We start from the raw sequence: 22,159 nt of genomic DNA on the forward strand, positions 1-22,159 counted from the left end.
CCCCTCCCCCGAGGGGGAGGGAGAGTTCTGAATTCGAAAGGGGAGATCTGCATGGCGCAGCCGGTAACGGTGGCGGAGGCGAAGCTGTTTTTGCGGGTCGAGCACGAGGCGGAGGATGGTCTGATCCAGACCCTGATCGCGGCGGCCCAGGCGCGGGTGGAGGGGGATGTGGGGCTGAGCCTGACGTCCACCTCGCCGGCGGGGTTGCGGCTGGCGATCCTGATGCTGGTGCTGCGGGCCTATGAGCGGGGGGACGCCGAGATTCAGGTGGAGCCGGTCGAGGCCTGGGTCGCGCCGTATCGCGCGGTGCGGCTGTGAGCGCCGGCATGAGGGTGTTGGCGGGGCTGTTCCAGCCCGTCGAGGCGGGGACGCCTTACGGCGGGGGGGGGGGGGGGGGGTGGGGGGGGGGGGGGGGGGGGGGGGGGAAGGGGGGGGGGGGGGGGGGGGGGGGGGACCGGGGGACGGCCCCCGCCGCTCCAGGCGACGGAGCCCTTCCCATGACCGCCGCGCAGACACCGCCTCAGACCGCCAGCCTCTCGCTCTTCAGCGCACCACGCCCGTGCGACCGCGCCGCCAACCTCATGGCCGCAGCCCGGGTGCTCGCCACCCACCTGGCCCGGTCCCGCCCGCTGCACCGCAAACTGGTCTCCAGCGTCATGACCACCGGCTTCGGCGGGTCGGACGCCGAGGGCTTGTGGAACTGGCGGGACGCCTATGAGGCCATCGAGGCGGCGACCGTTTTGCAGATCCGCCGGCTGGCGCCCCAGGTGTCGCGGCTCGAGGACGCGCCGGCCGCCATCGCCGTCCTTCTGGCGACGGTCGGCGCCCTGGGTCTGACCCACAGCCGACGCAGCGAAGATCAGATCGCGCTGGACCAGTTCTCCACGCCGCCGGAACTGGCGGCGCTCGTGGTGCTGGCCGGTCAGGTTCGCCCGGGTGACCAAGTGCTGGAGCCTTCGGCGGGCACCGGGCTGATCGCTATCGTGGCCGAGGCCTGCGGCGGAGTTCTGACGCTGAACGAACTGGCCGAGGGTCGCGCCGTCCTGCTCGACGGCCTCTTCGTTTCGGCGACGCGGTCACGTCTTGATGGACGACGCGTCCAGAACCTGTTGCCGGGCGCGGGCGGGTTCGACGTCGCGGTCTGCAATCCGCCCTTCACCGATCTGGAGGCGCATCTGACCGGGGCCTTCTCGGCCCTGGCCGATGGCGGGCGCCTGGCCGCCGTCGTGCCGATCACCGCCCTCATCGACGAGGGTCTGATGCGTCGGTTGAGCGCCAGGGGGCGTGTCGTCGCCCGGATCGGCTTTCCGCCACGCGCCTTCTCCAGGCACGGCACCAGCGTGGAGACCGGGTTGCTGGTTCTGGACCGGCTCGAGGGCGGCGCCGCGGTCGCTGCGCTCGCGAACGGTGAAGATCTCGCCGCCTGTGCCGCCCTGGCCTCGGCTGTGCCCGAGCGCGTCAAGGCGAGGCCGAGGGTTCGCCTCGAACTCGGGGCGCAGACCTTGCTGGCGCCCCGGGACCGGTCACTCGCCCTGCCGTCCGGGCGTCTCGGCTTCCTCGCGGGAGCGTCCCCCATCACCTATCAGACCCTCGCCTGGACGGGCGAGGGCCGCGATGTCGGCCTCTACCAGGCGCACCGGCTGGCGCGGATCGCCCTGACGGCGCAGACGCCCCACCCGTCAGCCCTGGTCGAGTCCGGTCCGATGGCCTCGGTCGCCCCGCCCGCCCCGTCATACCGGCCGGTCCTTCCGGCGGCGGTGCGTCTCGACGGCCGGATCTCCGACGCCCAGCTGGAGACGGTCATCTACGCCGGCGAGGCTCACGCCGGCATGCTGCCCGCCTGGTGGACGCCGGGAGAGTCGGCTCGTCAGCTCAGGTTGTCGCGGGAGGAGGATGAGGGTTCCGTCCAGCTCCGGCGCGGCTTCTTCCTTGGCGACGGCACCGGCTGCGGCAAGGGCCGGGAGATCGCCGCCGTCATCGCCGACAACATGGCCCAGGGGCGGACCAAGGCCCTGTGGTTGTCGAAGAACGACTCCCTGCTGGACGACGCCCGGCGCGATTGGGCCGCCATCGGCGGCGGGGCCCACGACATCGTGCCGCTCAACAGCTGGAAGTTGGGAGATGGCGTGCGGCTGGATCGCGGGATTGTCTTCACCACCTACGCCACCCTGCGTCAGCCTGCGCGCGGCCAGAAGATGTCGCGGCTCGACCAGATCGTCGCCTGGCTGGGCGAGGATTTCGACGGGGTCATCGCCTTCGACGAGGCCCACGCCATGGCCAACGCCGCGGGGGGCGGCAAGGGGGCGCGGGGAACGAAGAAGGCCTCCCTGCAGGGGATGGCCGGCCTGGCGCTTCAGAACCGGCTGCCGAACGCCCGGGTGCTCTATGTCTCGGCGACCGGCGCCACCACCGCGGAGAATCTGGCTTACGCGGCCCGTCTGGGTCTTTGGGGCGGGCCGGAGGCGCCCTTCGTCACCCGCGACGACTTCCTCGACGCCATGGACAAGGGCGGGGTCGCCGCCATGGAGCTCGTCGCGCGCGAGCTCAAGGCGCTCGGCCTCTATGTGGCGCGGTCGTTGTCGTTCGAGGGCGTCGAGTACGAGCCGCTCTTCCACGCCCTGACCGAGGACGACATCAGCATCTGGGACGCCTGGGCCGACGCCTTCCAGCTGATCCACGCCAATCTGGGCGAGGCGCTGAAAGCGACCGGCTTCAATGATGAGGAAGGCAAGGCCAAGAGCGGCCTGGCCGCCTCAGCCGTCCATTCCGCGTTTGAAGGCGCCAAGCTGCGCTTCTTCGGCCACCTCCTCGCGGGATTGAAGGCGCCGACGCTTGCGGCGTCGATCCGGGCGGACCTGACCGAAGGGCGTTCCGCCGTGATCCAGATCGTTTCGACGAACGAGGCGGTGATGGAGCGAAGACTGGCGTCCATCCCGCCGGAGGAATGGAACAACCTCTCCATTGACCTGACGCCGCGCGAATATGTCCTCGACTATCTGCGCGAGGCTTTCCCGGTGAATCTCATGGAGGCGATCGAGGGTGACGACGGCTCGGTGACGCTGGTCCCGGTCATGGTCGACGGCCGGCCCGCCGTGAGCCAGGAGGCGTTGCGCCGGCGCGAAGACCTGATCGAGAAGATGGCGCTCCTGCCCGCCGTGCCCGGCGTTCTGGACGCCCTTCTGGACACCTTCGGAACAGAGGCGGTCGCAGAGATCACGGGACGGTCGCGTCGCGTCGTCGCGCGCGACGGACGCCGGCTCGTCGAGCGCCGCGGCGCCTCGGCCGCGCGGTCGGAGACCGACGCCTTCATGTCCGGCCGCAAGCGTATCCTGGTCTTCTCGGACGCAGGCGGCACAGGACGCAGCTACCACTCCGACCTCTCGGCGCCGAACCAGCAGCGCCGCTCGCACTACCTGGTCGAACCGGGCTGGCGGGCGGATGCCGCCATCCAGGGTCTGGGGCGCAGTCATCGCACCCATCAGGCCTGTCCGCCGCTGTTCCGCCCGGTCACCACCGACATCCACGGCGAGAAGCGGTTCACCTCGACCATCGCTCGACGGCTGGATTCGCTGGGAGCCCTGACGCGCGGCGAACGCCGAACGGCCGGGGCCGGTCTGTTCCGGGCCGAGGACAATCTGGAAAGCCCGTGGGCGCGACGCGCCTTGCTCGTCTTCTATGGCGCGCTCGGCTTTGGCGAGCTGTCGTCCATGACGCTGGAGGACTTCGAGACCAGGACCGGCCTGAAGCTGCGCGACGCCGACGGGGGGCTCAAGCTCTCCGACGACCTGCCGCCGATCCACACCTTCCTGAACCGGCTGCTGGCGTTGCGCATCGCCGACCAGAACGCCCTGTTCGCCGACTTCGACGGCATCCTTTCAGGCATTCTCGAAAGGGCCGCCGCCTCGGCCGACCTGGACCGCGGGCTGGAGGACATCGAGGCTGAGGAGTTGGCCGTGGTGGAGGAGGAGACCATCCGGACCGACGTCTCGACCGGGGCGGAAACCGCACTCGTCACCTTCGAACTCAAGGTGCGGCGTGAACTCGTCAGCTCGGACGCGGCGTTGGCAGGCGCTGAAGGCTCGGCCTTCCGCCTGGTCGTCAACGACCGTTCCGGCCGCGCCGCCCTGGCCGAGTTCGGGTTGACCACCACGACCGATGACGACCGGCTTGTTCCGGCGGTGCGCCTCTTGCGGCCTGACCAGCATCAGGTCACGCCGGAGAAGACGTTCGAGGAGTCGGCCTGGGCCCAGACCGATGAGGCGGCGTGGCGGGCGGTCTGGGACGCCGAAGTCGCCGCGACCGATCCGTGGCGGACGCGCCGCCTGACCCTGGCGACCGGCCTTCTGTTGCCAATCTGGGGAAGGCTGCCGTCCAAGGGCTGTTCGGTTCGCCGCGTACGCGCGCCGGACGGTCGGCGTTGGCTGGGCCGCGTGCTGGACGAGGTTCAGGCCGCCAGCCTGAAGACGGCGCTGGGCCTGACCGAGGTCGGCGACGCCTGGGCCGATGGCGGGCGCACCGCTGCGGCCGTACTCGACCGCAATGTCCAGCTCGCCCTTTCGGGCGGCCTGTGGCTCAAGCGATCGCGGGTCATGGACCGCTGGCGGCTGGAAGTGGTCGGGGGCCGCACCGACCGTGACGCCCTGGTCTCGCTCGGCTGCTTCGTCGAGATCATCGCCTATGCCCCACGGGTCTTCGTTCCGGTGGACCGGCCCGATGTCGTGGAGGGGGTGCTGCGCCGCCATCCGGTCCAGTCGATCCTGGAGGGTGCCGCAGCCTAGCGAAACAGCGACTTACGCTTGCCGGCTCACTGCGGGTCGCCGGGCGCGATACCGACAAGTCCGGCGACTGGAATCAACAGCGGCAGCGCGCCGACGATTACCAAATGGGAAGAGCGACACCGTCCCGCGAAACCCAGACCGGCTGCGGCCTGGCGGTCTGCGCTGCAGTCTCAAGGCCGTGCCGCTTCGGCCACTCCGGGGTGATCGTGATGACGCGGACCGAACTGCAACTGATCTCGCGTCAGAACAAGAAGGCCGAACCCCAAGAGACATACAGTCGCCATGGCGGCGGTCATGACCCGTCCAGCCTGCCCCTTCCGCCCGAGACGATAGGTCATGATCGCCAGGAGCGACATGAGAACGCCGAAGGACACGAACACCGGGATGCGGTAGGTCGCCGCCAGCGGTACGGCGAGACAGACGACGATCGCGCCGGCGACGAGGCTCGCGCCAATCGCGATCAGTGTGTCCTGCACCGGCCGGAACGGCTCTGGCCTCCCGTATAGCTTGGACCGGCCGCGCCCCTTGTAGCGCCCTGGACGCCATCGAGGAGCCTTGCTCCGGATCGGGGATCGCTTGCCCCCCATGGCTTCAGCCCTGCGCGTCCGCCGGGCGAGCCGCGCGGTTGGCCAGCCACACCCGCATACGGACAATTTCAGCTTCCTGAGTCCGAATGATCTCCTCCGCGAGGCCCTTGACCTCGGGATCCGAACCTTGGTCGAGCGCAATCCTTGCCATGGCGACCGCCCCCTCGTGGTGGGCGATCATCCCGCGCATGAAGTCGACATCGGCGTCGCCGCTGTAGTCGATGTTCATAGCGGCGTGCATCCGCTCGTTCGCCTCCTTGTAGGAACGGGTGGCGGGATTATCCGAGGCGGCATCGCCGTGCCCGGCATGCTGGTCGATCGGGCGTGCATCGACTGCCGTCGGCTCCGGCGCCGGGCGACCCTGCCGCGAGAGCATCCCGAAGCCGAAGACCGAGATCAGGAGAAAGGCGGCGATGACGCCAACCCAGCCGAGACGTTTCATTGGACTATCCTTTGCTTTCCTGAAGGCGGGTCATTCGACGCCGCGCGGACCGCGCCACGCCAGAAGGCGAAGCGCGTTGAAGACGACCAGCAGGGTGGAACCCTCGTGGAGGGCGACGGCAGGGCCGATGCCGAGACCGAGGATCGTCGCCGGGACGAGGAACGCCACGACCCCGAGGCTGACGAACAGGTTCTGGCGGATGATGCGGCGGGTTTGACGGCTGAGACCCACGGTGAAGGGCAACTTCGACAAATCATCCGCCATCAAGGCTACGTCGGCGGTCTCCAGGGCGACGTCCGATCCCGCCGCACCCATGGCGACGCCGACCGTCGCGGTGGCCATCGCCGGAGCATCGTTGACGCCATCGCCGACCATGGCGACCTTGGTCTCCGCCCGGAGTTTCTTGATGGCGTCGACCTTGTCCTCCGGCATCAGGTCGCCCCACGCCTCGGTCAGCCCGACCTGACCGGCCACCGCCTGGGCCGCCTTCTGGTGGTCGCCCGAGATCATGATCATGCGGCGAATGCCGAGCGCGCGGAGCGCGGTAAGGGTCTCGCGCGCCTTGGCCCGAGGCGTGTCGAGAAGGCCGATGACCCCGAGATCCTTTGTCCCGCGGCGAACCACCATGAGCGTCCGTCCCTGGTTTCGAAGGCCCGCGACGGCGATCTCGGTGTCCGGTGCGAGCGGAGCGATGGCGTCCGAACCGAACATCTCCGGTTTGCCGATCCAAACATCCTGGTCGTCCAGGCGTGCCGTGACGCCCTTGCCAGTCAGGCTACGCAAATCCGTTGCGGTTCGAACGGGGGCGGCGACCAACCGCTGGCTTCCGTCGCGGACGATCGCTTCCGCCAAGGGGTGATCGCTGAGCCGTTCGACCGCGACAGCAATCTCCAGGAGCTCGCTCTCTGTCGTCTGGCCGAACGGAACGACATCGGTGATCCGCGGCCGCCCCTCGGTCAGCGTCCCGGTCTTGTCAAACGCGATGGCGTCGAGCGCTCCCAGGTTTTCGAGCGGCGCGCCACCCTTGACGAGAACCCCGGCGCGGGCCGCCCGGGCGACCCCGGACAACACCGCGCTCGGCGTGGCGATCGCGAGAGCGCACGGACTGGCGGCCACCAGCACGGCCATCGCCCGATAGAAGCTGTCGCGGAACGGCTCGTCGACGACAACCCATGCAAACAGGAGGACGAAGGCCAGACCGAGCACGAGGGGCACGAAGACGCGCTCGAAGCGATCGGTGAAGCGCTGGGTCGGCGACTTTTGGGTCTCGGCCTCACTCACCATCCGGACGACCTTGGCCAAGGTGGTGTCGTTGGATCGACGCGTCGTTTCGATCTCGATGGCGCCGCCGCCGTTAATGGTGCCGGCGAAGACCACCGACGCCGCCGAGACATTCGCCGGCTTGGCGCGGGCCTCCTCGGGGTTCAGGACAGGCTGCTTGTCCACCGGAATGCTCTCCCCTGTCACGGGAGCCTGGTTCACGCTGGATGTTCCCTTCACGACGAAGCCGTCGGCCGGGAGACGCTCGTTCGGCCGGACGACGACGAGGTCGCCGACTTCCAGCTCTTCGACCGGAAGTTCGACGACGGCCTCTCCTCGCCGCACATGAGCGGTGCGCGGGGCCAAGGCGGCCAGAGCCTCGATCGCCTTCTTGGCGCGACCCATCGCGAAGTGTTCGAGGGCGTGCCCGAGGCTGAACAGGAACAGTAGCAGCGCCCCTTCCGCCCAGGCTCCGAGCGCCGCGGCGCCGGCTGCGGCCACCAGCATCAGGGTGTCGATCTCGAAACGCTTGCGCCGCAGATTCCCGACAGCCTCGCCGACCGTGAACCAGCCGCCCAAGGCATAGGCGATCAGGAAAAGGCCGAAGGGCAGCCATCCCGGCACGCCCGGAATGAATTTCTCGATCAGCCAACCAATCGTGAGCGCGACACCGCTGCCGACCGCGAAAATGAGCTCCGTGTTGGGTCCGAGGAAGCCGCCATGACCATGGTCGTGCCCGTCGCCTTCGGAATGTCCGTGGTCATGGCCATCGCCATCGAAGTGGCCATGGCCGTGACCGTCATCGGGCGTATGACTGGCCTCGTCATCGGATGGCGCAGTCGGCTGCGCATCAGGGCGCTTTGCAGTGGCTGAAGCAGCGTCCTCCGTCGCTCCGACCAGTGCGAGGCCGTGGCTCGCAAGGCGATCGACAAGCGTCTCACGGTTCGTGATCTGCCGGTCGAACTCCAGGCGCAGAGCGCCAGCCGGATCCAGCACCGCCTCGATCACGCCGGCTTCTTCGCCGAGCGCGGCCGCGAGCGTGCGGGCGTGCCGGGCGTGGCGGACACCCTCCACTCGCCCGACGAGATGCCCGAAACGCTCACTGACCTCGGCTCCGGCCTGACGCGCACGGCGACGGACCTGAGCCAGCGACAGCTGGTCGGGGTCGTAATGGATGCAAAGCTCTGGGCCTCCCTCGCCTTCGGCGACATGCGCCTCAGAGACGCCGGGTTCGGCCCGCAACAGCGCGATCAGCCGTCCAACGCAGCCGTCCTGCACATCGGGCGCATGAGGCAGGAGGACGGGAATGTTGAGGCGGAGGGTCTTGGGCATGATCGGGCTCCTCAGGAGACATCACGGGTAGGGATCGAGCGGTCAGGCACGAACATCCCGGCGCGCTGGGCGACGGCTCCAGCGACGAAGGCGGCGATCGCCAAAGCCGCACTCAGGAGGATGACCAGTCGCTTGCGGTTCATCTCGACCTCACGGTAGGGCGATGAGAGCGTCGAGCCAGCCGAGGTTCTGGAGGTGCTCCAGTCCCTCGAACACGGGCAACGCCAGAAGGAAGACAAGGCCGTCGCGGACAGTCCGGAGGAAGAAGGCCGGCCGGACGGACAGTTCCGCCTCATCACGCCAGAGGCGCAGGTTCGGAACGAAGCGGGGGGTGCGCACGACGTAGCTGCGGTAGGTGTCGCCGAAGGCCGACGTCAGGAAGCTTTCCTCTCGGCTCGCGACGATGCGGAACACGATCCAGCAGGCGACGGCGAAGGTGGCGCCGACGGTCAGGCTGCCCGTCTGTGCGCCGATCCCGAATGCGCCGATGAAGCTGAAAACATAAAGCGGGTTTCGACACAGCGAATAAGGCCCGCTGGTGACGATCTCCTGCTTCTTTCGGCCGCCGATGTAGAGCGAGCACCAGGCGCGCCCCAAGACGCAAACCATGATGGCGATCAGCCCGAGATGTTCGACGGGATGCTCGAGCTGTGGCTGGGCCTTCACGAGAGCGGTCCAGGCCAGCAGGGCGAACAACCCGGCGGCGATGAAGAGTTTGCGCCAGCGCTGGACGGAGGCGATGTCGATCAACGGCGGGCTCATGTCACCGAGCTCTCCGCGTCGCGTCGCGCAAGGCGCGCATCGCGTAGAATGTCGAAGCCGCCCTTGGCGGCTATGGCGGCGACCAGCACCCCCACCAGCAGGTCGGGCCACGACTGGTCCAACCACATCACCAGGCCGCCTGCGACGAGGATGCCGCCGTTCGAGGCGAAATCGTTCAGGCTGAATGTCTCGGCCGCCTTCATGTTGACGTCGCTGCTCTGCTGACGACGGATCAACAGCAGGCAGATCAGATTGATAACCGCCGCTACGACAGCGAGCACCATCATGGTCGGTCCGACCGGCTCGGTTCCCGTCAGCGTCCGGCGCAGGGCGTCGAGCAGGACGAGGACCGAGAAGATCAGCAGCATCACGCCGGAGACCTGAGCCGCCCGCGTCTTCCAGATCAGCGCGCGCCCGACGGCGAGGAAGCTGATCAGATAGACGGCCGCGTCGGAGCCGTTGTCGACGGCGTTCGCGAGCAGAGCGCTGGAGTCGGCGGCGAGGCCGCCGACTCCCAGGCCCACGAACAGCAGAGCGTTCAGGAACAGCACCACCAGGAGGGTGCGGCGCTGGACCTGCTCTGTTTCGTGGGCCCCGCTCATTCCTCGATCCCTTCCGCCTTCCGGTGTTTCACGGCCTTGGCCGCGAAGGTCGGAAGGACAAGGAGCGTCAGCGCGGTGGCCGTGAGCAGGCCTCCGATGACCACGGTGGCCAGCGGCTTCTGCACTTCGGCGCCGGCGCCGTGAGCGAATGCCATCGGGATAAACCCGACGATGGCGACGAGAGCCGTCGTCAGGACGGCGCGAAGCCGGCTTGTCGCGCCTTCGATGGCGGCAAGACGCGGCGCCGCTCCGCCCGTGAGACGCTCCCGAATGGCCTGCATCAGCACGAGACCGTTCAAGGTCGCGACGCCGGACACGGCGATGAAGCCGACCGCTGCGGAAACCGAGAACGGCATCCCCCTGAGGACAAGCGCCAGGGCGCCGCCGACCAGAGCCAACGGAACGCACGCGAACACCAGGCCCGCCTCGGCGAAGGATCCCAGAGCCATGAAAAGCAAGACCCCGATCAGGATGAAGACGATCGGAATGACCAGCCCCAGACGCTGTTCGGCCCGCTTCAGGTTCTCGAACTGGCCACCCCAGGTCAGGGAGTAGCCGGTCGGAAGATCGACGTCGGCCTCCACCTTGGCCTGGGCCTCGGTGACGAAGCCGCCCAGGTCGCGCCCGCGAACGTTGGCCTGCACCACCATCCGCCGGCTGCCGTCATTGCGGCTGATCTGGTTCTGTCCTTCCGCGACCTGAATCCGGGCGACGGAGGAGAGCGGCACGGTCACGCCTGTGGCGGTCGTTACCGGCAGAGCCGCAAGGGCCGCCGGATCATTCCGTGCATCATCCGCGAGACGGACGACGACGCTGAAGCGACGATCGCCTTCGAAGATTTGCCCGGCCTCGGCGCCGCCGACCGCGGCCGAAACCGCCTCGGAGACATCGGCGGCCGACAAGCCGTAGTTGGCGGCCGCGAAACGATCCACGCTGACGGTCAGGGTGGGCAGCCCGGACGCCTGTTCGACGCGAACGTCGGCAGATCCGGGCGTTGCGCGCAGGGCGGCGGCGACCCGGTCCGCAGTGGCCTGCAGCTGGGTGAAGTCGTCGCCATAGACCATCACGGCGAGGTCGGTCCGAACCCCCGAGATCAGCTCGTTGAAGCGCAGCTCGATGGGCTGGCTGAACTCGAAGCTGTTGCCGAGTTGTCCGGCGGCGAGCTCTTCGAACCGTTCGATCAGCTCCTCTTTCGGAAGGTTCGGATCGGGCCACTCCTTGCGGTCTTTCAGGACGATGACCGCGTCCGAAATGTTCGGCGGCATCGGGTCCACCGCCGCCTCCGCCGTCCCGGTCCGGGCGAAGACAGTCTTCACCTCGGGCTGGGCCTTGATGACGCGTTCGAGGGCCATCTGCATCGCCAGCGATTGTTCCAGCGAGGCGGACGGCACGCGCAACGCCTGCATGGCGATATCGCCTTCATCCAGGGTCGGAATGAACTCCCGCCCCAAAGAACTGAAGGCGATGCCGCCAATGACGAGGGCGCCGAGCGCGGACGCCAGGACGACTTTGGGCCGGTCGACGGCGGCGCGGATCGCCGGTTCGATCCAGCGCCGCGCGTATCGGAGGATGAAGGTCTCGTGCTCGTGGGCGTGGCCGTGCTCATCGACCTCGACCTTCTTCGGATCCCGGACCAGCAGGGCCGTCATCGCCGGCACGAAGGTGAAGGAGAAGATGAAGGCGCCGACGAGGGCCAGCATCACCGTTGCGCCCATGGGGATGAAGGTCTTGCCCTCCACGCCCTCAAGCATCAGCAGCGGCGTGAAGACCAGGAGGATGATCAGCTGGCCAAAAGCAGCCGGTTTGACCATCTGACGCGCCGCGGCTCCAGCAACCTCGAGCCGCTCCCGGCGTGTCAGCATTCGACCGGCTTCGGCCCGCCGCTGGCTGAGCATCAGCAGGGTATTCTCGACCACCACGACCGCGCCGTCGACCAGAAGGCCGAAGTCCAGCGCGCCGAGGCTCATCAGGTTTCCGCTGATGCCAAAGCGGTTCATGCCGATGACCGCGAACAGGAAGCTGATCGGGATCATCAGGGCGGTGATCGAGGCCGCACGGATGTTGCCGAGCAGCAGGAACAGCACCACGATCACCAGCAGAGCGCCTTCGATCAGGTTCTTGGCGACGGTTGAGATGGTCTTGTTGACCAGCGAGCTGCGGTTCAGGACCGGTTCGGCGACAACGCTCGGCGGCAGGCTCGCGGAAACCTCCTCGAGACGTTCGGCTGCGGCTTGGGCCACCGTCCGGCTGTTGCCGCCGGCCAGCATCAGCGCCGTACCAACCACGGCCTCGTGGCCGTCGCGGCTGGCGCCGCCGAGACGCGGCGCCTGGCCAATCTCGACGGTGGCGACGTCGGCGACCCGGACGACCAGTCCGTTGCGGTTGACGACGGGGGCCTGGGCGAGATCCGGGATGGTCTGCGCCAAGGCGTCGGTCCGCACGGTCAAGGCTTCGCCGGACCGCTGGACATAGCCAGCGCCAGCCTGGGTGTTAGCCCGTTCCAGCGCGACGACGAGATCGTTCAGGCTCAGACCGTAACCCGCCAGACGCGCGGCGTCGGGTCGGACCGCATACTCCTTCACATAGCCGCCGTTCACATCAACGCCGGCCAGTCCCTTCGCGGTCCGCATGCGCGGGGCGATGATCCAGTCCTGAACCGTGCGGAGATAGGTTGCGCGGGCCTGGGGCGTGGTCAGGAGTTCGCCTTCGGGCGTCAGATAGGCGCCGCCCGCCTGCCAGCCGGGCTCACCCGGTTTGGCGAGGTTGGCGCTGTTGAACGGCTTGAAGTCGACCGTCCACATCAGCACCTCGCCCAGTCCCGTGGTGATGGGCGCAAGCGCCGGCTCCACGCCTTCGGGCAACCGTTCGCGCGCCTGGGCCATCCGTTCGGCCACCTGCTGGCGGGCGAAGTAGATGTCCGTGTTGTCGGAGAAGATGACCGTGACCTGGCTGAAGCCGTTTCGGCTCAGCGACCGCGTGGTCTGGATGCCAGGAATACCCGCCATCGCGGTTTCGAGCGGATAGGTGACCTGACGTTCCATCTGCTCGGGCGCGAGCGCTGGCGCGATGGTGTTGATCTGAACCTGCCGGTTGGTGATGTCCGGCACGGCGTCGATGGGTAGCTGCGTCAGGTTGTAGAGGCCGAAGGCGGCGACGATCGCCGTCGCCAGGACCACGAACCATCGGAAGCGGACCGAGGCTTCGATAAGTGCTTTGAACATGACGCCCCCTAGTGCCCGTGCTCGGCTTCGCCCTTGGCCATTTCGGCCTTGAGCAGGAAGGCGTTGGCGGACGCCACGCGTTCAGATCCGGTGAGCCCGCGCAGGATCTCGGTGCGGCCCGCGGCCTGGCGGCCTGCGAGCACTTGCACGGCTTGGAAGCCGCCCTCGACCTGCACGAAGACCACGGTGTTTCCATCGACGGTCTGGACCGCCTCGGTGGGCACGGTCATCCCGCCAGTCGCCTCGCCGGTCACGATGGCGCCAGTGACGGCCGAACCGGCTGGCGGCAGAGACGCGCCAGAGGGTCGGGCCCGGATCACGGTCGCGCCGCTTTCGCTGAGACCGGCGTCGGCGGCGACGCCGGTGACGACGGCGTCGAACTCGCCGTTCGGCCCGGTCACGCGCATTGGCGCACCGGCACGCACATTGGCCGCAAGGGCAGGCGGTGCGTTGAAGACCATCTCGACACGAGCAGGATTGCTGACTTCCGCCACCACGCCGCCCTGGGCGACGAACCCGCCCGGACCGACCTGGACGCTGCTGACCACGCCCGAGATCGGACTGGTCACGCTGAGCCTGCCCGAAGCGTTCGGAGAGCCAGCGGCCGCCGAGCGGGCGCGAGCGGCGCGGGTCGCCGCCTCGGCGCTCAGGAACTGGGCGCGTGACGCTTCGACCTCCTGCCGCGCGACGATGCCCTGATCCGCCAGACTGCGATTTCGCTCATAGGCCTGGCGCGCCGCTTCAGCGGATGCCCCGGCCGCGTCGGCGTCCGCGCGGAAGGTCGCCGCCTCGCCGCTGACAAGGCTCACAAGCGGCTGACCGGCGCGGACCGACTGACCCGGCGCGACGAGAACGCGCTCGACGCGACCTCCGACGGCAGCGCCCACGGCAGCGCGAGAATCGACCATCGGCTCTACGCGGCCGGCGAGCCGGGTCTCCCCTCCTCCTCCGCCGCCGACGCCGACGACCGTGATGCCCGCTGCCTGGATCTCTGCTGTGGTGAGTTCAATCCGACCTTCGGTCTCTGCCCCGGCGGCCTCCCCCTCGGCGTGTCCCCCCTCTTCCTCGGCATGGCCGGCTTCGCCTTCGGCGGCAGCCGGCGCGGCGGGTTCGGAGGACCGGGTGGCCAACCAGAGGCCGCCGCCTCCGAGAATGACCAGGGCGGCGACGCCGCCGATCAGCAGGGTCTTGTTCGATGTGCGCTTGCGCATCACTGGGCTCCTTCGAAGGGGGCGCGGCCATCAAGGCGCGCGAGATCGATCTCGGCTCGGACGCGCGCGAGACGCGCGTCGACCGCTGCAGACCGGGCGTTGACGAGGGCGGTGCGGGTCACCCGCAGTTCGACCTGGGAAATGCGGCCGGACTCAAAGCCGATGCGGGACAGGCGATAGGCTTCCTCTGCGGCGGTGACGCCGCCGTCAGCAGCGTTGACGCGACTGACCGAGGCCGAAAGGCGAGCGACCGCGGCAGCGCGGTCCGCCTGGGCTTCCTGCCGCGCACTCATCAGCCGGGCGTCGGCAGCGCGAAACTCGGCTTGCGCCGCTTCGATGTTTCCCCGGTTCCGGTCGAACAACGGCAGCGGCATGCTGACGCCGAAAGTCAGCGCCGTCGCATCTTCCGCCTCGAAGCGGCGGATGCCGATACTGGCGTTGATGTCGGGGCGGGCCTGAACCCGTTGAACATCGATGCGTCGTTCGGCGGCGGACCGTTGGGCTTCGGCGACGCGGACCGTCGGCGCATCCTCGATCACGGATCCGATCGTCGTCGGCGCCTCGTCGAGAAGGCTGTCTTCGATCTGCGTGACCGGAACCGGGATCATGGCGACAGCCGTGAGACGGGCATAGGCCGCGTCGCGTTCCGCGACAGCTTCATCCCGCGTCGCGCGCGCCGAGGCAGCCTCGGCCTCCCCCTGAATGCCGCGGAGGAGAGGTTCGCGACCTTCCTCCACGAGGGTCAGGGCCGCGCGGGCATCCGCGACGGTCAGCGTGAGGGTTTCTTCCGCGAGCGTGGCTCGCCTCTGCGCGGCCTCCGCTTCGGCATAGATCAGGGCCAGGCGGCCTGCGGCGTCGATGACCGCAAGGTCTCGTTGAAGGCCCACTGCGCCGGCCTCGGCGCGAGCGGCGGCGATGCGCGTCGAACGACGTCCCCACAGCTCGAGATCCTGACTGATCGCCAGGGTCATGTCCGCGTTGTTCAGACCCGAATAGGGGCCTGAGCCATAGGCGTTCTCGACATCGAAGCCGAGGACAGGGTTGGGACGCACCCGTGCCTGACGGACACGGGCTTCCGCTGCGTCGTAGTTGGCGCCCGCCTCAAGGGTCGCAGGCGCATTCCCGAGTTGAGCGAGGAGTTGGGCATAGGTCGGAGCTGGGTCAGCCCATACGGGACTGGCCAGGGTCGCCGCGATCGCAGCGAGGGCGCAGCCGACCGCGTAACGCGGCCGCCTGCGAGATGTGGGAGACATGATTCATTTCCAGAGTTTCTGAGGACGAAGAGGCGCGCTAAGGCGCAGGTCTTCGGTCAGACTCTGGGAGGACGCTTCAGGCCGTCAGGCGTGATGGACGCCCGGAAGTCATCCTGTCGGCCGCTTTGCAGAGGAGGCTCGCCGAACGACGGAGCAAAGGCGTCCACGGCAGGACCGCGCGCCGTTGAGGTGTGGTGGCAGTGGCCGTGCGAGCAGATCCCGTGACCGCCGCTCTTGCCGCTGTGGTCGCCCTCGCTTTGATCATGATCGACGACCGCGTGAGCCGCAGGCGGTTCCGGCAGACAGGTCGCGGCGTCGACGGCGGGCGCAAAGAAGAAGGCGGCGAAGACAAGAGTCATCGCCACGATCAGCTTCGCCCATGTCGTCATCGACCAGGTCATCGCGCGCTGCATACTTTCGTTCTCGAAGTTAGGCAATGCGTTACAAAGTCCGAGCAGCGGCGTGGGCTGCGCGGCTCTCCGCCCTAGCCTGCACCAAGATCGAAATGGCGGACTGGAGGAAGACGCCGCCCAGCAGAAGGCCCGCCAGCAAGTCCGGCCACCGGGATCCAGTCAGCCAGACCAGCCCGCCGGCCGCGGCGACGCCCAGGCTGTGGATCAGATCGTTCCGTGTGCAAAGCCAGACGGAGCGCACGTTGGCGTCACCGTCACGGAAACGCACGAGCAGCAGGGCGGCGATTAGATTCGCGGCGAAGCCGACCAGTCCCAGACCGGTGATGACGACGCCTTCGGGCGGCTGCCCCGTGACCGCTCTCCAGACGGCGTAGCCGAGAATGCTCACGGCCATGACGAGGAGGCTTGCGCTTTTGAAGACTGCGGCACCGGACCGCACCCGCACGGACTTGCCGATGGCCCAGAGGCTGACGGCGTAGGTGGCGCTGTCGGCCAGGAAGTCCATCGCATTGGCGGCGAGAGCCGCCGATCCCTGCATGAGACCGCCCGCGGCGACCGCGAAGAACCCACCCAGATTAAGGGCGATGACGGCCATCAGCACGCGCCGATAGGCGGGCGAGGCCCCGTCGAACCGGACCTGATGGCCGCAGCAGCCTCGGGCCAGGGCGCAGGATTCTGTCGGAGCGGGCGTCGTCATGCACCCTTCATGCATCCTCTAGCCACTAGAGGATCAAGCCCTATATTTCGAGCATGGCCAGAGACCCATCCCCTCCCCCGCTCCGGACGATCGGGCGCCTTTCGGCCGAGACCGGCGTGAAGGTTCCGACGATCCGGTTCTACGAGAAGATCGGACTGCTGGAGGAGCCGCCCCGCACCGCGAGCGACCGACGCCTTTACGACGGCGCTGCGACGCGGCGGCTCGCCTTCATTCGCCACGCGCGGCAGCTGGGGTTCGAGATCGACGACATCCGCGCCCTGCTGGCGCTGTCCGACGAACCCGACCAGCCCTGCACGGAGGTCAACCGGATCGCCGAACGCCAGCTTGCGGCGGTTGAGACTCGCATCGCCGGGCTTCAGGCGCTGCACGCCGAACTCACCCGTATTCAGGCGGCGAGTTGCTCAGGTGGGCGGATTTCCGACTGCCGAGTGATTGAGGCGCTTGGAAACCATGCGCACTGTGACGGTCTCCACGCATGACGACGGCCCTTCGCGTTCCGTCACTCCAAACAACCTTGGCCGTATCGGTCAGGTGAACGACCCGGCGGAGCACCAGTGGTTCCGAAAGTCGAGCGTACTCTTCGTCGCGGTTGCCGGCCGCCACGAGCGGCCAGTCCGGGTGGATATCCCAGGCGAGGGTGAGAACGCACATGCCCCAGCATCGCGCGAAAGCGGATCGATAGCGACAGTCCAGGCGGTCACGCCCGGGGCGAAAGCGCCCGGCCGGGAGCTGAGGAGGAAGGGAGGTCTCGGGCGAAGCGGGATTGGGGAGATCGGCTCCCCGGCGGCTTCGCATCAACAGGAGACTGATATGCAGACCATGGTGTTCACGGGCCGCCTCGCGGCCGACCCCCAGATCAGCGACGACTTCGGCAAGGCGGTCTTCCGCCTGCTCGAACAGCGCGGGACCGACAATGCCGGCAAGGCCCGGCTGGTCGGCGTCAACTGCGTCAGCTGGTCGAAGGGCCTCAACGAGAAGGTCATCGCGCGCGGGCTGGCGCAAGGGTGCGAGGCCGTCGTGATCGGCGCCTTCATCGACACCGCCTACACCGCCCGCGACGGGTCGGAGCGGACGGCCAAGGAGCTGGTGATCAATCGGCTCACCGTCCTCGACTGGGCGGAAGACCGCCAGGCCGATGCGAGCGCAGACGCGGCGGACGACCGCGCCGCCGCCTGATCCTCAACCGCTCATCCTGATTTCAAGGAGACTGACCATGCAAACCCTGACCCTCGAAGGCTACCTGGCCGCAGACCCTTCCATCCTGTCGGCGCAAGGCTCCGGCAAGAAGCGCGCGAGCTTCCGCGTGGTGGAAACCACCCGCTTCCGGCGCGCCAACGGTGAACCCGGCGAGCGGACCACCGGCTTCAACTGTATCTGCTTCAACGAGGCGACGGCTGAAAACTACATCCAGCCCTATGCCCGAAAGGGCAGCCGCGTCGTGATCCAGGGCCATGTCGAAAACGACACCTGGACCGGCAAGGACGGGGTGGAGCACTACGACCTTCGCCTCGTCGTCAGCGACATCCGGTTGAAGAACCGGCGCGTCGTCGGCGAACCGTCCGAAGACCGCTCCGGCGTCGCCGATCGCGGCGTCGAGGCGGGCGGCGGCTACGATCTCAACGACGACATCCCGTTCTGATCCGAAGGGGAGATTTGAAGGGCCCGGGCGCGCTGCGCCTCGGGCCCTTCTTCGTGCTGGCGACGGAAAGGCCGGAGGAAGGGCGCGGTCGGACGAGCCATCGGGGCTCGCCGAAGGAGACCGCCATGTCCGCATGGACCCAAGCCCGTATCAATCTGCTGAAGCGCCTGTGGCCCGAAGGGCGGAGCGCCGAGACCATCGCCCTGGAACTCGGCGGCGGCCTCACCCGCAACGCCGTCCTCGGCAAGGTCGCTCGCCTCGGCCTCTCGGAGGGGCGCACAGGCGCCCGGACTCGTCGCGAGGCGGCGCATCACGTGGCGCCCGAGCCGCCGCCCGATGGCGTTGCGACCATTCTGTCGGTGAGGCGGATGGATTGCCGTTGGCCGTATGGCGAACCGGGCGACGCCGCCTTCAGCCTCTGCGGTCGTCCGTCTGAACGCGGCGCCTTCTGCGCCGCCCATGCAGCGATCGCCTATCGGCCCACACCGCTGTCGGTGGAGGGCCTTATGCGCCTCGCGGGCGTGGCGCCTTGAGGACGGCTCGCTCGCCTGGGGATGCGCCGCCGGCCCGCCGGCGTCGAGGGACGAGAAGATCGACGCCTTCTCGTCCGTATCGGCGCGACGGCGCCGAATGGAGTCGTCGTCGCGAAGGGCGACGACGACTTGCCCCCACACAACGCCCTCCGACTTTGTCACGGCACCCCGGAAGTCAACGGCTGCGCCGTTCCCCTCCACGGAGGGCAAGCGGCCCTCCGCTCCGGTGACTGCCGAGGACCCCGCCGTGGCCAAAGCCGGGGTCGTTGCGCATGGGGCGCTTCGACAGTCTCTTTTCAAAGGAATGGTTCGATGACCCACTTCAACACCGCCTTCTCCGCCTCTTCGAAGACCGACTCCGCCTTCGACGACCTGACCGCGTCCTTGGGGGATGCGCGTCCGCACCCCACCGAGGACGCCCTGATCCAGCTGGGGCGCGCGCTCATGACCGAGCTCGTGGACGTGATCTCCGACACCGCTCTGGAGGACTATCAGACGATCCTCGGCGAAGCGCTTATCGGCGCCTTCCACTCGGCCGCGGGACGGATTGAACGGGACGCCGACCGCGCCCGTGACGCGATGCGCGCCCTGGATCGGGATTTCGACGGATCGGAAGCGGCCGATGTCGAACTTCAGGACGCAACGGCGAAAGCGAGATCCGGAGATGCGGCGACGCAGGCCTGCGAACTGATCCGGGATGCGGCCTCCGAAACCTGGACGATCGCGACCGGGGAGGTCTGGACCGCCTGGCGGGGATCACGGCGCGGCACCCATCTGACGGCGGCGCAGCTGGAGGCGAAACAGGCGATCCGGGCGATCCGGAATCGTCGGTCCGGAGAGGCCGATCCGGGCGGTCCGGTCGTCGCCTTCCGGGGCGCGCCGATGGCGGACACGGCCGAGGACGCCGGGCGGATCTTCGACGCCCTCAACTGGGCTAAGGGGGAGTGGCCGGACATGGCTCTGGCGACGACCGGGGCGAAAGGCTCCGAGAAGCTGGCGATCAAATGGGCCCAGCAGAAGGGGGTGAAGCTGATCCTCGCCCGGGCGGATTTCGACAGGAACGGAAAGGCGGCTCCCTTCCGGGCGAACGACGAGTTGATCGCGCTGGAGCCGGAGGTCTGCCTGACCCTGGTCCATTCGCTGGCCGGGGTGCGGGAGGATCAGCGGCCGTTCGGACCGGCGCTCAACCTCGGCCAGAAGGCGATGGAGAACGGGCTGCGGCACGTGCCCATCAAGGCCCGGGCCGCCTGAGACATCACGATCTGGATCAATGACCCGCTCGGCTTCGGCCGGGCGGGATTTTTCTTGTCATCCGGCGGACCCGAAGCGGTCTGAACGCCGGGGTCGCCTGGGTCTTGCCGAGGTTTGATCGGCTGTGTTCACTGTTGGAGAGGCTGGTTGGAAATCGTCAGATTGAGGGCTTAGGGCAAGATAAAAGAGGGGTTTTGGCCTTCTGTTTTCCTGAGCCCGGGCAGACACTTGCGAGGATTGCGGAGACCGACGTCGACTTGCGCTGAGTTGACGCCTGATTCCGCGACGACGACAGGCCGGAGCCCCGATCATGCAGGTCCGAACCGCCATTGAGGTACGCCTCGCCCAAGCGTCAAAGGATGACGTCTCGACCTTGAAAGTGCGCCTTCCGCAGAGGTTGAAGTCGGACAAGACCAGCGTCCGGATCGCCATGTTCCAGAGGCTCGCGGCCTCGCGCCTGTTCGCCTACGGGGACCGCGCCGGGTGTCTGCGCGCGGCCCAGAACCGCTCGGGTCGTCCCTTCCGTCTCGACGTCCGGCAGCGCGTCACGGTCAAGGCGCTGGTGTCCCGGCACATGGGCAAGGGGTTCGCCCGGGGCGCGGCGCTCGCCGCCCATATCGCCTATCTCGGCCGCATGGGCGCGGGCGAGGACGGCGAGCGCGCGGCCTTTTTCGGACCGGTGCGTGAGAGGGTCGATCCGACCGGCGCCACGGAGTGCTGGGCGAAGGACAGGCACCATTTTCGCTTCATCATTTCACCCGAGCACGGCGATCGGATTTCGGACCTCCAGGGCTTCGCCAGGGAGGTCATGTCGAGGGTCGCCGACGACCTTGGAGAACCGGGTCTGAACTGGATCGCCGTCTGCCATTTCGACACCGACCAGCCGCACGCCCATGTGCTTGTGCGCGGCCGGAGAAGCGACGGCCGGGACCTCGTGATTCCGCGCGACTACATCGGCTACGGCTTTCGCGCCCGGGCCCAGGAAGTGGCCCAGGAGCGGCTCGGCGACCTCAGCCGTCAGGACGCCGAACGGCGGGTCTGGCGTGAGACCGAGGCCGACCGGTTCACCGCCTTCGACCGCCGTCTCCTGGCAGCTGCGGACAACAACGGCTGTGTCGATGACGGGATCGGGGGCACTGACGCCTGGACGGCGCTGACCCGGGGACGGTTGCGCCATCTGGAGACCCTGGGCCTCGCCGAACGAACAGGGCGGCGCTTCCGGCTGGCCCCGGATATGGAAGCCCGACTTCGGAGGCTGCAGCTCTCGAAGGACGTCATTCGCACCCTCAACCAACGGCGTCTTGACGGCGCGCGGTCGGCGGAACAGCTGGGCAAGGCGCCGGTCCAGGGCAAGGTCGTGAAGACCGGCTTCCACGACGAACTGGGCGGCTCCGCCTATGTGGTGGTGCGCGCCGCTGACGGCTCCGAACACTATGGGCGGCTGGGTGTCGGCGAGACCCCGCCAACCGTGGGAAAAGCGGTCACGCTTTCGCTCGATGCGCGCGGCTTCGCCCAGGTCCTCAGCGGCAAGCATCTGGGTCAGGATCTGGGTCGGTGACGATTTGCCGAACTCATGCCGCTTCCGGGAAGACCTTCTCGACAGACAGGCTGCCTTCCGGCAGGGGGCGCAGCAGCTCGGCCTCGGGTTTGCGCAGGTCCAGCCAATCGAGGGCCGCATCGGGTCTCAGCAGGACGATCTGGCGGTCGTGGTAGGGGGCGATGTCCGGTCCCGGCTCGGTGGTCAGCATGGCGAAGGCGCCGTCTCGAACCAGGCCGGCGACCCAGAAGATCGGCGCGTCGGCCATGGTGAACCGCCACTTGGTCTTGCGCTTCTGACCCGGCTCGGCATCGGTGAACTCGAAGAAGCCGTCGGTGGGGATCAGGCAGCGGGTGACGCCGTCGAAGGATCGACCGTCGGATCGGAAGTTGAACACGGGTCTTCCCTGTGGCGACTTCCAGGCCCAGGGCGACACGATCAGCTGCGAGCCATCGGGGCCTCGCGTGATGATGGGCGCCCGGTCGCCGATACGGATCGAGGCCATGGGTCCGAAGTTGGGCATGCCGCCGGGAAAGACGAGACGGTCGCCGGTTCGGTTGAAGGTCTCGATCACCTCGTCGAACGGCAGGATGAGCTGATACTCGTTGCACATGCGGACC

Annotated in this window: 21 protein-coding genes; 8 read left to right on the plus strand and 13 right to left on the minus strand. The window is 68.2% G+C overall.

The features are described from left to right. Positions 1-51 precede the first annotated feature (51 nt). Both ER13_RS06815 and ER13_RS06820 read left to right on the plus strand, forming a co-directional pair. Entirely contained in the window at positions 52-318 is a 267-nt protein-coding gene (locus ER13_RS06815; protein WP_008259165.1) for a head-tail connector protein, read from the plus strand. A 179-nt stretch (positions 319-497) separates the two neighbouring features. Next, positions 498-4,778, plus strand: a complete 4,281-nt coding sequence (locus tag ER13_RS06820; protein WP_035307822.1) for a strawberry notch-like NTP hydrolase domain-containing protein — start codon at positions 498-500, stop codon at positions 4,776-4,778. Between the two features lie 170 nt (positions 4,779-4,948). Here ER13_RS06820 and ER13_RS06825 read toward each other — a convergent pair whose 3' ends face one another. The 11 genes from ER13_RS06825 to ER13_RS06870 form a co-directional block, all read right to left on the minus strand. Further along, positions 4,949-5,254, minus strand: a complete 306-nt coding sequence (locus ER13_RS06825; RefSeq protein ID WP_035307824.1) for a hypothetical protein — start codon at positions 5,252-5,254, stop codon at positions 4,949-4,951. 115 nt (positions 5,255-5,369) lie between these two features. Continuing rightward, entirely contained in the window at positions 5,370-5,807 is a 438-nt protein-coding gene (locus ER13_RS06830) for a DUF305 domain-containing protein (RefSeq protein WP_035307825.1), read from the minus strand. 30 nt (positions 5,808-5,837) lie between these two features. Continuing rightward, the gene (locus tag ER13_RS06835; protein WP_035307827.1) at positions 5,838-8,399 is read right to left on the minus strand and encodes a heavy metal translocating P-type ATPase; all 2,562 of its coding nucleotides are present in this window, start codon (positions 8,397-8,399) and stop codon (positions 5,838-5,840) included. 11 nt (positions 8,400-8,410) lie between these two features. Then, positions 8,411-8,542, minus strand: coding sequence for a hypothetical protein (locus ER13_RS19190; protein WP_255347087.1), 132 nt, complete (start codon positions 8,540-8,542; stop codon positions 8,411-8,413). 7 nt (positions 8,543-8,549) lie between these two features. Continuing rightward, positions 8,550-9,149: an isoprenylcysteine carboxylmethyltransferase family protein gene (locus tag ER13_RS06840; protein ID WP_224764254.1), complete on the minus strand. Its 600-nt coding sequence runs from the start codon at positions 9,147-9,149 to the stop codon at positions 8,550-8,552. An 8-nt stretch (positions 9,150-9,157) separates the two neighbouring features. Then, complete coding sequence (locus tag ER13_RS06845; RefSeq protein WP_035307831.1) at positions 9,158-9,763, minus strand: cation transporter; 606 nt, start codon at positions 9,761-9,763, stop codon at positions 9,158-9,160. After that, on the minus strand, positions 9,760-12,984 hold the full coding sequence (locus tag ER13_RS06850) for an efflux RND transporter permease subunit (RefSeq protein WP_035307833.1): 3,225 nt from the start codon (positions 12,982-12,984) through the stop codon (positions 9,760-9,762). The genes ER13_RS06845 and ER13_RS06850 overlap by 4 nt, the downstream gene beginning before the upstream one ends. Before the next feature lie 8 nt (positions 12,985-12,992). After that, positions 12,993-14,195: an efflux RND transporter periplasmic adaptor subunit gene (locus tag ER13_RS06855; protein WP_035307835.1), complete on the minus strand. Its 1,203-nt coding sequence runs from the start codon at positions 14,193-14,195 to the stop codon at positions 12,993-12,995. Beyond that, positions 14,195-15,448 carry a TolC family protein gene (locus ER13_RS06860; RefSeq protein WP_035307836.1) on the minus strand — a complete coding sequence of 418 codons (1,254 nt, stop codon included), beginning with the start codon at positions 15,446-15,448 and terminating at the stop codon, positions 14,195-14,197. The genes ER13_RS06855 and ER13_RS06860 overlap by 1 nt, the downstream gene beginning before the upstream one ends. Before the next feature lie 56 nt (positions 15,449-15,504). Continuing rightward, positions 15,505-15,861 carry a hypothetical protein gene (locus tag ER13_RS06865; RefSeq protein ID WP_197019742.1) on the minus strand — a complete coding sequence of 119 codons (357 nt, stop codon included), beginning with the start codon at positions 15,859-15,861 and terminating at the stop codon, positions 15,505-15,507. 28 nt (positions 15,862-15,889) lie between these two features. Next, positions 15,890-16,558 carry a cation transporter gene (locus ER13_RS06870; protein ID WP_035307838.1) on the minus strand — a complete coding sequence of 223 codons (669 nt, stop codon included), beginning with the start codon at positions 16,556-16,558 and terminating at the stop codon, positions 15,890-15,892. Between the two features lie 53 nt (positions 16,559-16,611). On the opposite strand from ER13_RS06870, the gene ER13_RS06875 reads away from it, so the two are divergent. After that, positions 16,612-17,058 (plus strand): helix-turn-helix domain-containing protein, encoded by a 447-nt coding sequence (locus ER13_RS06875; protein ID WP_035307839.1) that lies wholly within the window; start codon positions 16,612-16,614, stop codon positions 17,056-17,058. Here ER13_RS06875 and ER13_RS19300 read toward each other — a convergent pair. Next, positions 16,955-17,374 (minus strand): NRDE family protein, encoded by a 420-nt coding sequence (locus tag ER13_RS19300; RefSeq protein WP_368664386.1) that lies wholly within the window; start codon positions 17,372-17,374, stop codon positions 16,955-16,957. The two genes, ER13_RS06875 and ER13_RS19300, sit on opposite strands and share 104 nt — an antisense overlap. 15 nt (positions 17,375-17,389) lie before the next feature. Between ER13_RS19300 and ER13_RS06880 the strand changes: the two genes are divergently transcribed. The 5 genes from ER13_RS06880 to ER13_RS06900 all read left to right on the plus strand — a co-directional run bounded on the left by ER13_RS06880 (position 17,390) and on the right by ER13_RS06900 (position 21,560). After that, on the plus strand, positions 17,390-17,755 hold the full coding sequence (locus tag ER13_RS06880) for a hypothetical protein (RefSeq protein WP_035307841.1): 366 nt from the start codon (positions 17,390-17,392) through the stop codon (positions 17,753-17,755). Between the two features lie 37 nt (positions 17,756-17,792). Next, on the plus strand, positions 17,793-18,218 hold the full coding sequence (locus ER13_RS06885) for a single-stranded DNA-binding protein (protein ID WP_035307844.1): 426 nt from the start codon (positions 17,793-17,795) through the stop codon (positions 18,216-18,218). Positions 18,219-18,343: 125 nt separating this feature from the next. Continuing rightward, positions 18,344-18,751, plus strand: a complete 408-nt coding sequence (locus ER13_RS06890; protein ID WP_066555132.1) for a GcrA family cell cycle regulator — start codon at positions 18,344-18,346, stop codon at positions 18,749-18,751. Positions 18,752-19,063: 312 nt separating this feature from the next. Further along, a complete protein-coding gene (locus ER13_RS06895) occupies positions 19,064-20,002 on the plus strand; it encodes a DUF2493 domain-containing protein (RefSeq protein WP_035307847.1) in 939 nt (312 codons plus the stop codon). Positions 20,003-20,381: 379 nt separating this feature from the next. Beyond that, complete coding sequence (locus ER13_RS06900) at positions 20,382-21,560, plus strand: DUF3363 domain-containing protein (protein WP_224764257.1); 1,179 nt, start codon at positions 20,382-20,384, stop codon at positions 21,558-21,560. Positions 21,561-21,573: 13 nt separating this feature from the next. Here the strand turns inward: ER13_RS06900 and ER13_RS06905 are convergent, their stop codons facing one another. Next, positions 21,574-22,152: an SOS response-associated peptidase family protein gene (locus tag ER13_RS06905; protein ID WP_035307852.1), complete on the minus strand. Its 579-nt coding sequence runs from the start codon at positions 22,150-22,152 to the stop codon at positions 21,574-21,576. Positions 22,153-22,159 lie beyond the last annotated feature (7 nt).

Source organism: Brevundimonas sp. EAKA, from assembly GCF_000698025.1.
GTDB classification, from domain to species: domain Bacteria; phylum Pseudomonadota; class Alphaproteobacteria; order Caulobacterales; family Caulobacteraceae; genus Brevundimonas; species Brevundimonas mediterranea_A.